Below are 14,783 nucleotides of genomic sequence, written 5' to 3'. Positions count from 1 at the left end.
AACTATGAAAGAAAGTTTTAGAAATAATTGTATAATATGAAAAAATATATTAATATATAGTTGTGGGTATAAATGGGATTTAAGGAATATGATTAAAAATCATAAGGTATGGGGGTTAGTATATGGAAATTGAAAGTTTATTGAATCTAGTTACAGAAGGTATAAACGATAAAACATTAGGAATAGATAGAGTTGCTACCTATGATATGATAACTTTAATAAATGAAGAGGATAAAAAAGTAGCTTTAGCAGTAGAAAATGTGAAAAGTGATATAGCAAAAGCTGTAGATGTTATATCAAATAAGTTATGTCAAGGGGGGAGGCTTATTTATGTTGGAGCAGGAACAAGTGGAAGGATTGGTGTCTTAGATGCTTCAGAATGTCCACCTACTTTTGGAGTGGATCATGAATTAGTACAAGGAATAATAGCAGGCGGTGAATCCGCTATGTTTAAGGCTGTGGAAGGAGCAGAAGATAGTGAAAATTTAGGAGAGGAAGCTTTAAAAAAAATAAGTTTTACAGATAAAGATGTAGTATGTGGTATAGCTGCATCAGGAAGAACGCCATTTGTTATAGGGGCTATGAGGTATGGAAAAAATGTGGGTGGTAAAGTTCTTTGCGTAACTATGAATAAGGATAGTGAAATGGCAAAGATTGCAGATATATCTATATCTGTACTTGTAGGACCAGAGGTAATTATGGGTTCTACTAGGATGAAATCAGGTACTGCTCAGAAGATGGTACTTAATATGCTAACTACAGGAACAATGATAAAATTAGGAAAAGTTTATGGGAACTTAATGGTAGATTTACAACCCAATAATGAAAAACTAATAGCAAGAGCTAAAAGAATTTTGATGTTAGCTACAGGAGTAGATTTATATCAGGCAGAGAATGTGCTAAAAGAAACTAATTATAATGTAAAACTAAGTATTTTAATGATAAAATCTAAGAAAAATAAAAAACTTTGTGAAGACATATTAATAAAACATAATGGACATGTTTATAAAGCTATGGAAGAACTTAACATATTATAAATTAAGGCTGTTATAAAAGAGATTTTATAACAGCCTTTGCCTTTATGATTTTATACTTAGTTAATATGAAGAAAAATATTTAGATTTTGGAAATTAATAGGGTATTTTTATTTATACACGAATGTATAAATATACATAATTATATTTAAATATTTAGAAAATAAAATCAATTACCCATAAAGCTTTAATTACAAAGGATTTCGCTAGTTCGTTTGGTTTAGACTGTATATATAATTACAGGTAGTTAAAAAAAAGTTTAGAAAAATTTAAAAAAATAGTTGCATAAATATAAAATAGTATGTATAATCATAATAACGAATGGGGAAATAAATGTAAGGGGGAAGGGCTATGAAAAAAATTCTTGCAATTATTATGGGGACTATTTTAATAGCTAGCGTTTTTATAGGTTGTAAAAATGCTACTCAAAAAAATGAAGATGGATTAAACACTTTAGAGAAAGTGAAAAAATCTGGAGTACTTACTATAGGATTAAATGATACATATCCTCCAATGGAATTCAGAGATGAATCGCAAAAGTTGGTTGGATTTGATATTGATTTAGGAGAAGAAATAGCTAAGAAATTAGGAGTTAAATGTGAAATAAAGACAAATGAATGGAAGGGAATAATACTTTCTCTTAAAGCAAATAAATACGATATGATATTATCCACTATGAGTATAACAGATGAGAGAAAAAAAGTAATAGATTTTTCAAATCCGTATATTGTTGGAGGACAAAGAATTGTAGTTAAAAAAGGAACTGATAATATAAAAGATGAAAAGGACTTGTTTAATAAAGTTGTAGGATGTCAATTAGGTTCAACTGGAGAAATATCTGCAAGTAAAATAGAAGGAATCAAAGAAGTGAAAAAATATGATGGGGTTACAGAAGCTTTTAATGATTTAGCTGTAGGAAGAATTAATGCAGTTATAGCAGATGGTCAAGTTGCAGGATATTATTTAAAGAAAAGGGGAGAAGATTTAGTATTACTAGATGCTAAACTTACAAAGGAACCAGTTGGAATAGGTTTTAGAAAAGATGATAAAGAACTAAAAGAAGAAGTACAAAAAGCTTTAGATGAGTTAAAAGAAGAAGGTACTCTATCTAAACTATCAGAAAAATGGTTTGGATATGATATATATAAATAATTTTAATTTGTTACCCTTTTTATAAATATTCATATAGAGTGCCCTTATGGATAAAGACATAGGGGCACACCAAAAAAAGATTGTAAATTGTTTATATATTAACTATTTTAAGGGAGAGTGTGGATTATGAAAATGAATAAAATTCTATCGTTAGTTTTAACTGGAGTAATTGTGTGCACATTATTTGCTGGTTGTGGAAATAAGAAAGATGAAAAAGCAGCCAATGGATTAATTAGAGTGAAAAATACAAAGACATTAAAAATAGGACTTGAAGATACTTACCCTCCAATGGAATTTAGAGATTCAAAAAATGAACTGGTGGGTTTTGATATAGACCTTTCAAAAGAGGTAGCTAAAAAATTAGGAGTAGAGGTAGAGTTTGTAATAACAGAATTTGGTGGACTTACTATGGCTTTAAATGCTAAAAAATTTGATATAGGTATTTCCGCAATAAGTGTGGATAAGGATAGAGCTAAAGAAGTTCAATTTTCAGAGCCATATGCAAAAGGTGGTCAGGTTATAGTAGTTAAAAATGATAACAAGGATATAAAAAAATTAGAAGATCTATCAGGAAAAACTGTAGGATGCCAGCTTGGAACCACAGGAGAAAAAGCAGCTAAGAAAGCTAAAGGAATAAAGGATTTAAAAACTTATGATAAAGCAACAGAACCATTTCATGATTTAGAAATAGGAAGATTAAATGCAGTAGTTGTGGATGAATTTGTTGGTAGATATTATTTATCAAAACAAATGGGAAAATTTAAAATAGCAGCAACTTTGGAACAAGAACCAATAGCAGCAATTTTTAAGAAAGATGATAAAGAATTAAAAGATGAAGTTCAAAAAATTATAGATGAATTAAAGAAGGATAAGACTATGTCAAAATTATCAGTAAAATGGTTTGGTGAAGATATTTATAAAAAATAAGATTAGAAAGAAAGGTATTTATAAAAAGGGGGACTAAAGCTTTGGATGGACAATTATTAAAGGATATATTTCCAATATTATTAAAAGCATCAGGAATAACAATAGAATTAACGGTAATATCTGTTGTACTAGGAAGTTTAATAGGAATAATAATTGCATTATTAAAACTATCTAAGAACAAGGTGATTTGGGCAATAGCTTCATTTTATACATGGATTATAAGAGGAACACCAATGCTTCTTCAATTATTTTTCTTCTACTATGGATTACCTTTTTTAGGATTAGAATTAAAACCTATGACAGCAGCAATTATAGGATTAAGCTTAAATTCAGGCGCTTATATGGCAGAAATTATAAGGGGTGGAATTTTAGCTGTAGATAAAGGACAGTTTGAAGCTTGTAAAGCTCTTGGGTTCTCTTATAGTCAAACTATGACTAGGGTAATACTTCCTCAAACAATTAAAGTGGTGATACCACCAGTTGGTAATGAATTTATAACTATGCTAAAGGATACATCATTGGTTTCAACAATAGCTATGGTAGAACTAATGAGATCAGCACAACAAATATATTCAGCTAACTTTAGACCTATGGAACCATTTTTTATTGCGGCTTGTATATATTTAGCTTTAACAACAATATTCACCGCAGCTTTTGCATTGTGGGAGAAGAAATTATCAAAATATTAGTTTAGGAGGACAATTTTATGTATATAATTGAGGCGGATAACATAACTAAAAAGTTTAATGATTTAACAGTATTTGAAGATTTAAATATAGGAGTTAAAAAAGGAGAAGTTCTTGTAGTTATAGGACCTTCCGGATCAGGTAAAAGTACATTTTTAAGATGTTTAAATAATCTTGAAACTATAGATGGTGGAGAAATAACAGTTGAAGGTGAAAAATTGAATCCTAAAGATAAAAAAGTTTTAAGAAACCTTAGAACAAAAATGGGAATGGTATTTCAAAACTTTAATTTGTTTCCACACATGACAGCGTTGGAAAACGTAATGGAAGGGCCGATTACTGTTAAAAAAGAAAATAAAGAACAGGTTAAAAAAAGGGCAGAAATGCTATTAAATAAAGTTGGATTAGGGGAAAAAATGAACCATTATCCTTCAAAGCTTTCAGGAGGACAAAAACAAAGGGTGGCTATAGCAAGGGCACTTGCAATGGAACCAGATATTATGTTATTTGATGAGCCTACATCTGCTTTAGATCCAGAACTTGTAGGTGAAGTATTAAATGTAATGAAAGATTTAGCTAAGGAAGGTATGACTATGCTTGTGGTAACTCATGAAATGAGTTTTGCAAGGGATGTAGCAGATAGAGTTATATTTATGGATGGTGGAAAAATAGTGGAAGAAGCCACACCTGATTGTATATTTACAAATCCAAAAGAGATAAGAACTAAAGAATTTTTGAAAAAAGTAATTTAAGCTGGTAAGGATTATTAGTAGAGATTATCTTTAAAAAAATTTCTACTTAAATTATATAGAAAAATTTGTGGGGCAAAAATTTCTATATATTATAAATTTATTTTGGGTAAAATTTTATAATTAGAAAATGTAAAGTTAATATTATTTTACAGTTTCCTTATAAAATATACAGTGCATATTTTAGTATCTTAAACTAAAAGAGGGGGCTTTAATAATGAATAAAGAAAAAGTTGTATTAGCATACTCAGGGGGATTGGACACGTCCATAATAATTCCTTGGCTTAAGGAAAATTACGATTTAGATGTTATAGCTGTTTGTATAGACGTAGGACAGGATGATAACATGAAAGAAGTTAAGGAAAAGGCTATAAAGACAGGGGCGTCTAAAATATATGTAGAGGATGTTAAAGAGGAATTTGTAAGTGAATATATATTTAAAGCTATAAAAGCTGGAGCAGTTTATGAAGATAAATATATGCTTGGAACTTCACTTGCAAGACCACTTATGGCCAAAAAACTTGTGGAGATTGCTAAAAAAGAAGGAGCAACTTATATCTGTCATGGATGCACAGGAAAAGGAAATGATCAAGTGAGATTTGAAGTGGCAATAGCTTCTTTTGACCCATCTATGAAGATTATAGCACCATGGAGGATTTGGAATATTAAATCAAGAGAAGATGCTATAGACTATGCTATGGAAAAAGGAGTAGAAGTACCTGTAACTAAGAAAAAAATATACTCAGTAGATAAAAATATCTGGCATGTAAGTCACGAGGGTGGGGAATTAGAAGATCCTAAAAACCAGCATAATGAAGATATGTACTCTATGGTTACACCACTTGAAAAGGCGAAGGATGAAGCAAGCTATGTAACTATATATTTTGAAAAGGGAATTCCCACAAGATTAAATGGAAGTGATATTTCTCCTGTAGATCTTATAAATACATTAAATAAAATTGGGGGAGAAAATGGCATAGGTGTAATAGATATAGTTGAAAATCGACTTGTGGGAATGAAGTCCAGAGGGGTATATGAAACCCCTGCAGGTACCATACTTTATGAGGCACATAAAGAGCTTGAAAGACTTACATTAGATAAACTTACATCCCATTATAAGAGCATGATAGCATATAAATATGGAGAAATTGTGTATGATGGATTATGGTTTACTACTCTTAGGGAATCAATAGATGCCTTTATAGATAAAACTCAAGAAAATGTTACAGGTAAAGTAAAATTAAAACTTTATAAAGGTAATATTTTAAATGCAGGTGTATTTACTGAAAATGCACTTTATGATGAAACTATATCTTCCTTTGGGGAAAGCAAATTATATAGTCATAAAGATGCAGAAGGGTTTATAAAACTATTTGAATTACCATATAAGATTAAATCTCTTAAAAATAAGCAATAACTTTTTACTATAGAAAAGAGGATATATTTTATGAAACTTTGGGGTGGAAGATTTATTGATAAAGAAAGTAAGCTTATGGAGCATTTTAATAGTTCTTTAAGTTTTGATAAAAGGCTTTATAGTCAAGATATAAAGGGAAGTCTTGTTCATGTAGAGATGCTTTTAAAATGTAATATATTGAAGGAAGATGAGTTTGTAAAGATAACAGAGGGACTTATTTCTATTTTAGAAGATATAGAAAAAGGAAAACTTCATATAAAAGGAGATTATGAAGATATTCATAGCTTTATAGAGATGAATTTAATAAGCCGTATAGGGAAAGTAGGTAAAAAACTTCATACAGCAAGAAGCAGAAATGATCAGGTGGCAGTGGATTTTAAATTGTATGTAAAAGAAAAAGCTGAATTTGTAATAAGGGAGTTAAAAAACCTTCAAAGTACTATAGAGAAGCTAGGGGAAGAAAATAATATTATAATGCCAGGTTATACGCACCTTCAAAGAGCTCAAGTTGTAACTTTTAAATATCATATTATGGCTTATTACTACATGTTAGAAAGGGATATAAAAAGAATTAAAAACTCTATAGATATAATGAATGAAAGTCCACTAGGATGTTGTGCATTAGCTGGTACTACGTATAATACGGATAGAGATTATACTGCAATTAAGTTAGGGTTTAAGAGTCCTGTAAATAATTTTATGGATGGTGTAAGTGATAGAGACTTTGTCATAGAATTAATATCTGATTTTTCTATAATAATGATGCATTTAAGTAGATTGAGTGAAGAGCTTATACTTTGGAGCAGTAAGGAGTTTGATTTTATAGAAATAAGTGAGGAGTTTTCAACTGGCAGTTCTATAATGCCTCAAAAGAAAAATCCAGATGCAGCTGAGCTCATTAGAGGTAAAACAGGAAGAGTCTATGGAGATTTAATGGCTATATTAACTACAATGAAGGGTATACCCCTTGCATATAATAAGGATATGCAAGAGGATAAGGAAAATTATTTTGATGCACTAGACACAGTACTTGCATGTATTAAAGTTATGAATGGAATGCTTTCTACTTTGAGAGTAAAGGAAGAAAATACAATTAAAGCCGTTAAAAAAGGTTTTTTAAATGCCACAGAGGCTGCGGACTATCTTGTATGTAAAGGAATGGCATTTAGAGATGCCCATAAAGTTATAGGGGAGATTGTACTTTATGGGGAAGAAAATAATAAGGCTATAGAGGAATTAAGTTTAGAAGAACTTAGAAGATTTAGTGATTTATTTGGGGAAGATGTATATATTTTTATAGATTATGAAAATACATTAAATAGGGGAATTAAAAAAGATATAAAAAAATAAAGAGAAAAAGTAGAGTTATGTGCTCTACTTTTTATACGTATTATATAAAATATTTAAATTATGGAAAAAAATCAAGTGAAAATTTAATTATTAAGCTTAATAGTTATGAAAATAACATAAATACTATGTCTAATAAGGAATCTATAAATTTAATAGAAATCTCTAAAGAAGGAATATCAAAATATGATTATATGAAAAAACTTAAAGAGTCTTTCTATAGAGGGATAAAAGAAGAGAAGTTTTTACAAAGTATTGTAGATTAATATTTATAACATAATGATTCTATCATAATATATGTAAATAAATTGTAAAATTGAATAAAATTAGAGAAAGTATTATAATAATCTTAGAGAGTAAATTTTTATTAAAAGGTTGGTTAGTTTTCACTTTTTTAAATTGGGGGGATATTGATGAGTATTATAAAGGCTATTACGGATTTTTTATGGGGTTGGCCACTAATAATATTAATAGTGAGTGTGTCATTAGTATTTAGCTTTCAACTTAAGTTTTTACAGTTTAGAAAATTTGGCTTTATTATGAAGAATACATTTGGTAAAATGTTTGAAAAAAATACTTCGGGGGAAGGGACTGTAACACCTTTTCAGGCAGTATCCACAGCTTTGGCAGCTACAGTTGGTGTAGGAAACATAGCGGGAGTAGGAGTTGCAATTGCTGCTGGAGGACCAGGAGCTGTGTTTTGGATGTGGGCGGTGGCCTTTATTGCTATGATAGCTAAGTACGCAGAAATTACTTTAGCTGTAAAATACCGTGAAAAAAATGCTGAAAATGGAGAATTTCATGGTGGTCCTATGTATTATATAAAGAATGGATTAGGAAAGAATTTTGCATGGCTATCCATATTATGGTCAATTATATTTACATTTATGATGTTTATAGGAGGATTTGTACAAGCAAATTCTATGGCAGAAGTTTTGTATGAAAGTTTTAATGTTAAGAAGGTAGTTGTAGGGATTATATTAGCAATATTAACTGGGGCTGTAATTGTTGGGGGAATAAAAACTATAGGGAAATTTGCAGAAAAAGTAATTCCACTTATGGCTATAATATATGTGATTGCAAGTATGGTAGTAATAGTTATCAATGGACAAAATGTATTGCCAGCTTTTAAAAGCATATTTCATGATGCTTTTAATGGAAGTGCTGCCTTAGGAGGTTTTGCAGGGTCAAGTTTGATTATGGCAATGAGAAATGGGTTTGCACGTGGTGTATACTCTAATGAATCTGGTATGGGAACTGCTCCGGTAGCTCATTCATCTGCTACAACCTCATATGCTGCTAAACAAGGGTTATGGGGATTATTTGAGGTGTTTGTGGACACTATTATAATTTGTACTATGTCTGCACTTGTAATACTTACAAGCGGGGTATTAGAAAATGGAAAAGAAGGAGCTGCACTAACCGCATCTGCATTTAGAGCTTCTTTAGGAAGAAGTGGGGATGTGGTTGTAGCTATATGTATTATTTTATTTGCTTTTACCACAGCTTTAGTTGATGGATATTATTCTGAAACAGGTTTTATTTATTCAACTAAAACTACTAAATTTGCCAAACCATTTAGGATTTTGTACTGTTTAGGAATGATTTTAGGTGCAGTTGGAGGATTACAAGCTATATGGGGGTTATTTGATTTCTTTATGGCCTTTGAAGTAATTATTAATCTTATAGTGATTTTAAAACTTAGAAAAGATGTGGTGGATGAAACTGAAAAATATTTTAATAGTTTAGAGGTTAAAAATATGAATAGTAAAAAAACTTCTATAAACATATAAATTATAACTAATGCAGAATTGATGTTCAAAAAATGCAAAATCCATAAAATATATAAATATAAGAAAGTGAAAATTATCTACCTTATACTCTGAAAAGCAATCTAAAAATTAAAATAATTCTAAATATGATACAACAAAGAATAATGTACTATTTATTTATGCAAAAATTATAGTACATTATTTTTATATAAAATTTTTACAATATATATAATAAAATACTAAAAATATGCAAAAATATATAATATTTATTTGAAAGTAATACTTAAATTGTAAAAATAGTTAGTATAATATGTAAATAGTAATAAAAAATATTTTATAGTATTATAAAAATACATAAAAATTACATATATTACGAAAAAAATGTTTAAAATTAAAAAAATATATAAAATAACTAATGAAAACGTAATAATAGTATTGGATTATTAAAAAAATATAATAATAATTAACAAAATATTAACCTATAAGATAATTATTTAATATATTGGTAGTTAAAAAAAATTGAACAAATTTATCTATATAAATATAATATAAATAACAAATATGTGCGCACAATTGAAAGAAATGAAGCGTTTCTTGCAATATTCTCAATAATAAAATCTTTACAGTCATAAAATACAAAATTTATATTAAAAGTCTAGGAGGAATAATAAATGGGTGTGCTACAATCAATAACAGACTTCCTTTGGGGATGGCCGTTAATAGTATTAATATTCGGAGTATCATTAGTTTACAGTTTTGAACTTAAATTTCTTCAATTTAGAAAATTTGGTTTTATCATGAAAAATACTTTTGGTAAAATCTTTGAAAAAAGTACATCAGGTGAAGGAACAGTAACACCATTTCAGGCGGTTTCCACAGCTTTAGCTGCAACATTGGGTGTTGGTAGTATAGCAGGTGTTGGTGTGGCAGTTGCTATTGGTGGACCAGGAGCTGTGTTCTGGATGTGGGCAGTTGCATTTATAGCAATGATCACTAAATATGCAGAAATCACTTTAGCAGTTAAGTATCGTGAAAAGAATCCAGAAAATGGTGAATTTCAAGGTGGACCTATGTACTATATAAAAAATGGACTAGGTAAAAAGTTTAATTGGGTTTCAATATTATGGTCAGTTATATTTACATTTATGATGTTTATAGGTGGATTTGTACAATCAAATTCTATGGCAGAAGTTGTACATGAAAGTTTTAAAATAAATAAAATGACAGTTGGTATTATATTAGCAATAATATCAGGTATAGTTATTATCGGTGGTATAAAAACTATAGGAAAATTTGCAGAAAAAGTTATTCCAGTTATGGCAATTTTATATGTAGGAGCAAGTATAATTATTATAGTTATGAATGCAAGAGGAATTCTTCCAGCGTTTAAAAGCATTTTCTATGATGCATTTACAGGTAGTGCTGCAGTAGGTGGTTTTGCTGGGGCAACAATTATTGCTGCAATGAGAAATGGTTTTGCAAGAGGTATTTATTCAAATGAGTCAGGTATGGGTACAGCACCAGTTGCTCATTCATCAGCTACAACTTCATATCCAGCAAAACAGGGTATATGGGGAATATTTGAAGTGTTTATGTCATCAGTTATAATCTGTACAATGACTGCACTTGTAATACTTACAAGCGGAGTGTTACAAACAGGAAAAGGTGGAGCCGCTTTAACAGCATTAGCTTTTAGAAATTCATTGGGCTTTAGTGGAGATATAATTGTAGCTGTTTGTATAGTGTTATTTGCCTTCACTACAGTATTAGTTGATGGATATTATTCAGAAACAGGTCTTATTTACACAATAAAAACTACTAAATTCTTAATACCATTTAGAGTTTTATACTGTTTAGGATTAATAGTAGGGGCAGTTGGTGGACTTCAAGTTATATGGGGACTATTTGATTTCTTCATGGCTTTTGAAGTGTTAGTTAACCTTATAGTGCTTTTAAAACTTAGAAAAGATGTTGTATATGAAACAGAAAGATATTTCAATAGTGATGAAGTTAAAGGAACGGAAGATAAAGCAAGCTAATATTTTATAATTAAAGATTTCAAGCAGAGGAGAATGTCAAAATGAAAAAGTTGCTAGAAAAAGTAATAGAAAATAACAGAAATTATACTGAATTTGGAGAGGTAGCATCTTATATACCTGAGTTAACAAAGGCTAATAAAAATGCATTAGGTATATGTGTAACTACTCTTAAAGGAGAAGAAATTTGTGCTGGCGACTGCAATACCAAGTTTACTATACAAAGTATATCCAAAGTAATAACTCTTATAATAGCACTTATGGACAATGGTAAAGAAAAAACATTTTCAAAGGTAGGGGTAGAACCTACAACTGATGCTTTTAATTCAATAATAAATCTTGAAGCGAAGAATCCTAATAAGCCATTAAATCCAATGATCAATGCAGGTGCAATAGCAACTGTTTCGTTAATTGATGGTGAGAACTCTGATGAAATATTTAATAAAATATTAAACTTTACTAGAAAATTAGCAGGCAACGAAGATATTCATATAAACGAGAATGTATATAGATGTGAAAAAGAAACAGGAGATAGAAATAGATCATTAGCATATTTTATGAAGAGTACAGGAATTATAACTAAGGACGTAGAAAATGTATTAGATGTATATTTTAGACAGTGTTCTATGGAAGTAACTTGTAAAGATATTTCACGAATAGGAGCAGTACTTGCTAATAATGGAGTTATACCTTGGACAAAAGAGAGAGTTATACCAGAAGATATTGCAAGAGTTGTGAAAACAATAATGGTGACTTGTGGTATGTATGATGCTTCAGGAGAATTTGCAGTAAACATAGGAATACCTGCTAAATCTGGAGTTGGAGGTGGAATAATGGCCTCTGTTCCAAGTAATATGGGTATAGGTGTGTTTGGACCAGCATTAGATAGCAAGGGTAACAGTATAGCGGGAATAAAAGTTCTTGCTGATTTATCCAAAGAATTAAATTTAAGTATATTTTAATTAAGTGAGTAAGTTTTAAAGATAGTAAGTATTTTTTATTAGAGAGGGTAAAAAATACTTATTATCCAGGCAAATATAGACTAAGAGAGGAGACTATATTTGCTAAACCTTTTACCATATATTATATAGAAACCTGTGATATTTAATTTTATTATTTATTACAGGTTTTTCTTTTAGCAAATAATAAATAATGGTTTTATTCCTTAATGAAGAAAAATTAATACTAAATTAAAACTTACTTTATGTCTTATTATGAGAAAAATGAAGGGGTTAAACAGAATTTATCAACTTTTTCAATGTGTTATAATTATTTTATATATTTTAGTATATAAGGGAGGCAATGTATAGATTCTGTTAGTAAAAATCACTATATTATAATTATTGGAGTAACTTGTTTTTTAAAACCACTTATGTGCTATTTAATTGGCTTTGATTATAGTATAAAGCAGCATGGAATTATAAGTTTTAAGTTAATTATTGATTTTAGCATATGGGCATTAATTTATTTTATAATTACTTTAGCGTATGATAAAGTAATTATAAAATAAATTAAAAGTAAATAATTAAGTAAAACTAAAAGAATATTGATAAAGCTATATATATGTGCTATACTTATACGTAAGTGAATATGAAAAGATAGAGGCGCGGTGTTTATCAGTACTTACATGGATGTAAGCAGGATGAAGTGTTGGGAAAGGAAATATCGCCGAAGTGTACAATTGACGCTTTAAGATTGTATATCTGGTTTTACTCAAAAAATGAGTAAGACTGTCACAAATTATTTTGTGGAGAGCTATCATTCAACGATAATACATATATAAGTGTATAAAAGTCCTTGAGTGAAGAGCTTGAGGGCTTTTTTGTTGTGATGGACTCTTCTCCCTATAATATATTCACTGATTAGTTAAAGTAACTATTAGTAAAATAGAAAGAGGAGGAGATTTTAGTGAAGAAAAGGACAAGTTTTATAATTACATCAGCAATTATGTTTATATTTTTATTAAGTTCTACAGTATTAGCAGCGGAAGTAGATGCAGCTCAATTAAATGCTGATAGATTTGGGGTGCTAACTATATTGCCACCTTTAGTAGCAATAGTATTGGCATTCATTACAAAAAATGTGGTACTTTCACTATTTCTAGGTGTTTTTTCAGGAACATTTTTAATTTGCCTTTCAGGTAATAATTTTTTTAATGCATTTTTCCAAGGATTTTTATCTATAATAGATAAGATAAGGGGGTCTTTGGCAGATCCATGGAATGCTGGAATAATACTTCAGTGTATGACTATTGGTGGTCTTATAGCACTTATTTCAAAAATGGGTGGAGCTAGAGCTGTGGCTGAGAGCCTTGCAAAAAAAGCTAAAAGCCCTATAAGTGCTCAAATAATTACATGGATTTTAGGTTTATTTGTTTTCTTTGATGATTATGCCAACTCACTTATAGTAGGACCTATAATGAGACCAGTTACAGATAAAATGAAAATATCAAGAGAAAAATTATCTTTTATAGTAGATTCAACAGCTGCTCCTATTTCTGGGATAGCACTTATATCTACTTGGGTAGGTTATGAAGTAAGTTTAATAAAAGATGCATATACAGGAATAGGTCAAAATGTTAATGCCTATGGATTATTTATAGAAACAATACCTTATAGATTTTATAACATATTAATATTAGCATTTATAGTTATTTCTGCTTTAACATTAAGAGAGTTTGGACCAATGCTAAAAGCAGAAAGAAGAGCAAGGACTACAGGTAAGGTATTAGGAGATGGTGCGAAGCCAATGGTTTCATCAGAAACTACTAATTTAGAACCTAGAGAGGGAATAAAACTTAATATTTGGAATGCTATAGTTCCTATAACTGTTTTACTTATAGGTGCATTTGCAGGGTTTTATTATAATGGATATGTGGCTATAATGGCAGGAAAAGATACGGCTCTTCAGGAATTACTTACAAACAGCCCAGCTTCATTTTTAGCAATAAGGGAGGCATTTGGTGCTTCAGATGCTAGTATTGTTTTATTCCAGGCTGCTCTACTTGCTAGTATTGTAGCTATTGCAATGGGACTTTGGCAAAAAATATTTACTATTGGGGAAGCTATAGATACATGGGTTGAAGGAATGAAATCTTTAGTAATAACAGGAGTAATACTTCTTTTAGCTTGGTCATTAAGTTCAGTTATAAAGGAATTAGGAACTGCTAAATTTTTGGTAACAATACTTTCAAATTCATTACCAAAGTTTATTTTACCATCTATTATATTTATAATGGGTTCAATAATTTCCTTTGCTACAGGTACAGCATATGGAACCATGGGAATTCTTATGCCTCTTACAATTCCATTAGCTTTTAGTTTGGGAGCAGGAGACTCACAGTATATGATAGTTAGTGCAAGTGCAGTGCTTACAGGAGCTATATTTGGAGATCACTGTTCTCCAATATCAGACACAACAATACTTTCATCTATGGGGGCAGCTTGTGATCATTTAGAACATGTTAAAACTCAGATATGGTATGCAATATCCACAGCGATTATCACAGTGATTTTTGGATACATTCCAGCGGGTTTAGGTGTACCTGTGTATATAGTATTACCAGTATCAATAATGGCAATTGTTGCTTTACTATATATAGTAGGAAAGCCTATAGATTCATCGGAATCAGGAAGTTTAGTTTCTAAAAAAGCTATGTAAATA

12 protein-coding genes and 1 riboswitch are annotated in these 14,783 nt (G+C 29.9%); all 12 genes read left to right on the top strand.

The features are described 5' to 3' along the window. Window positions 1-122 precede the first annotated feature (122 nt). The 12 genes from murQ (at window position 123) to EJL03_RS12700 (ending at window position 14,780) form a co-directional block, all read left to right on the top strand. Window positions 123-1,037: an N-acetylmuramic acid 6-phosphate etherase gene (murQ, locus tag EJL03_RS12755; RefSeq protein WP_125154353.1), complete on the top strand. Its 915-nt coding sequence runs from the start codon at window positions 123-125 to the stop codon at window positions 1,035-1,037. 348 nt (window positions 1,038-1,385) lie between these two features. Further along, window positions 1,386-2,186, top strand: coding sequence for an ABC transporter substrate-binding protein (locus tag EJL03_RS12750; protein WP_125154352.1), 801 nt, complete (start codon window positions 1,386-1,388; stop codon window positions 2,184-2,186). A gap of 126 nt (window positions 2,187-2,312) precedes the next feature. Beyond that, a complete protein-coding gene (locus EJL03_RS12745) occupies window positions 2,313-3,113 on the top strand; it encodes an ABC transporter substrate-binding protein (RefSeq protein ID WP_125154351.1) in 801 nt (266 codons plus the stop codon). A 41-nt stretch (window positions 3,114-3,154) separates the two neighbouring features. Further along, complete coding sequence (locus EJL03_RS12740; protein WP_125154350.1) at window positions 3,155-3,802, top strand: amino acid ABC transporter permease; 648 nt, start codon at window positions 3,155-3,157, stop codon at window positions 3,800-3,802. A 17-nt stretch (window positions 3,803-3,819) separates the two neighbouring features. After that, window positions 3,820-4,551, top strand: a complete 732-nt coding sequence (locus tag EJL03_RS12735) for an amino acid ABC transporter ATP-binding protein (RefSeq protein ID WP_125154349.1) — start codon at window positions 3,820-3,822, stop codon at window positions 4,549-4,551. A gap of 214 nt (window positions 4,552-4,765) precedes the next feature. Then, entirely contained in the window at window positions 4,766-5,965 is a 1,200-nt protein-coding gene (locus tag EJL03_RS12730) for an argininosuccinate synthase (protein WP_125154348.1), read from the top strand. 30 nt (window positions 5,966-5,995) lie between these two features. Beyond that, window positions 5,996-7,315 (top strand): argininosuccinate lyase, encoded by a 1,320-nt coding sequence (gene argH / locus EJL03_RS12725; RefSeq protein ID WP_125154347.1) that lies wholly within the window; start codon window positions 5,996-5,998, stop codon window positions 7,313-7,315. Window positions 7,316-7,332: 17 nt separating this feature from the next. After that, window positions 7,333-7,578, top strand: a complete 246-nt coding sequence (locus EJL03_RS12720) for a hypothetical protein (protein ID WP_125154346.1) — start codon at window positions 7,333-7,335, stop codon at window positions 7,576-7,578. Between the two features lie 147 nt (window positions 7,579-7,725). Then, window positions 7,726-9,105 carry an alanine/glycine:cation symporter family protein gene (locus tag EJL03_RS12715; protein WP_125154345.1) on the top strand — a complete coding sequence of 460 codons (1,380 nt, stop codon included), beginning with the start codon at window positions 7,726-7,728 and terminating at the stop codon, window positions 9,103-9,105. A 650-nt stretch (window positions 9,106-9,755) separates the two neighbouring features. Next, window positions 9,756-11,123 (top strand): alanine/glycine:cation symporter family protein, encoded by a 1,368-nt coding sequence (locus tag EJL03_RS12710; RefSeq protein WP_125154344.1) that lies wholly within the window; start codon window positions 9,756-9,758, stop codon window positions 11,121-11,123. 41 nt (window positions 11,124-11,164) lie between these two features. Further along, window positions 11,165-12,082 carry a glutaminase A gene (glsA, locus tag EJL03_RS12705; protein WP_125154343.1) on the top strand — a complete coding sequence of 306 codons (918 nt, stop codon included), beginning with the start codon at window positions 11,165-11,167 and terminating at the stop codon, window positions 12,080-12,082. A 629-nt stretch (window positions 12,083-12,711) separates the two neighbouring features. Next, window positions 12,712-12,886: riboswitch (Lysine riboswitch) on the top strand. Between the two features lie 163 nt (window positions 12,887-13,049). Further along, a complete protein-coding gene (locus tag EJL03_RS12700; RefSeq protein WP_479723559.1) occupies window positions 13,050-14,780 on the top strand; it encodes a Na+/H+ antiporter NhaC family protein in 1,731 nt (576 codons plus the stop codon). The last annotated feature ends 3 nt before the right edge of the window (window positions 14,781-14,783 follow it).

The sequence above is a fragment of the Clostridium rectalis genome (assembly GCF_900626095.1).
Taxonomy (GTDB): domain Bacteria; phylum Bacillota; class Clostridia; order Clostridiales; family Clostridiaceae; genus Clostridium_AS; species Clostridium_AS rectalis.
The sequence above is the reverse complement of the archived record's forward strand: the minus strand, read 5'-3'. Positions and strand labels throughout refer to the sequence as shown.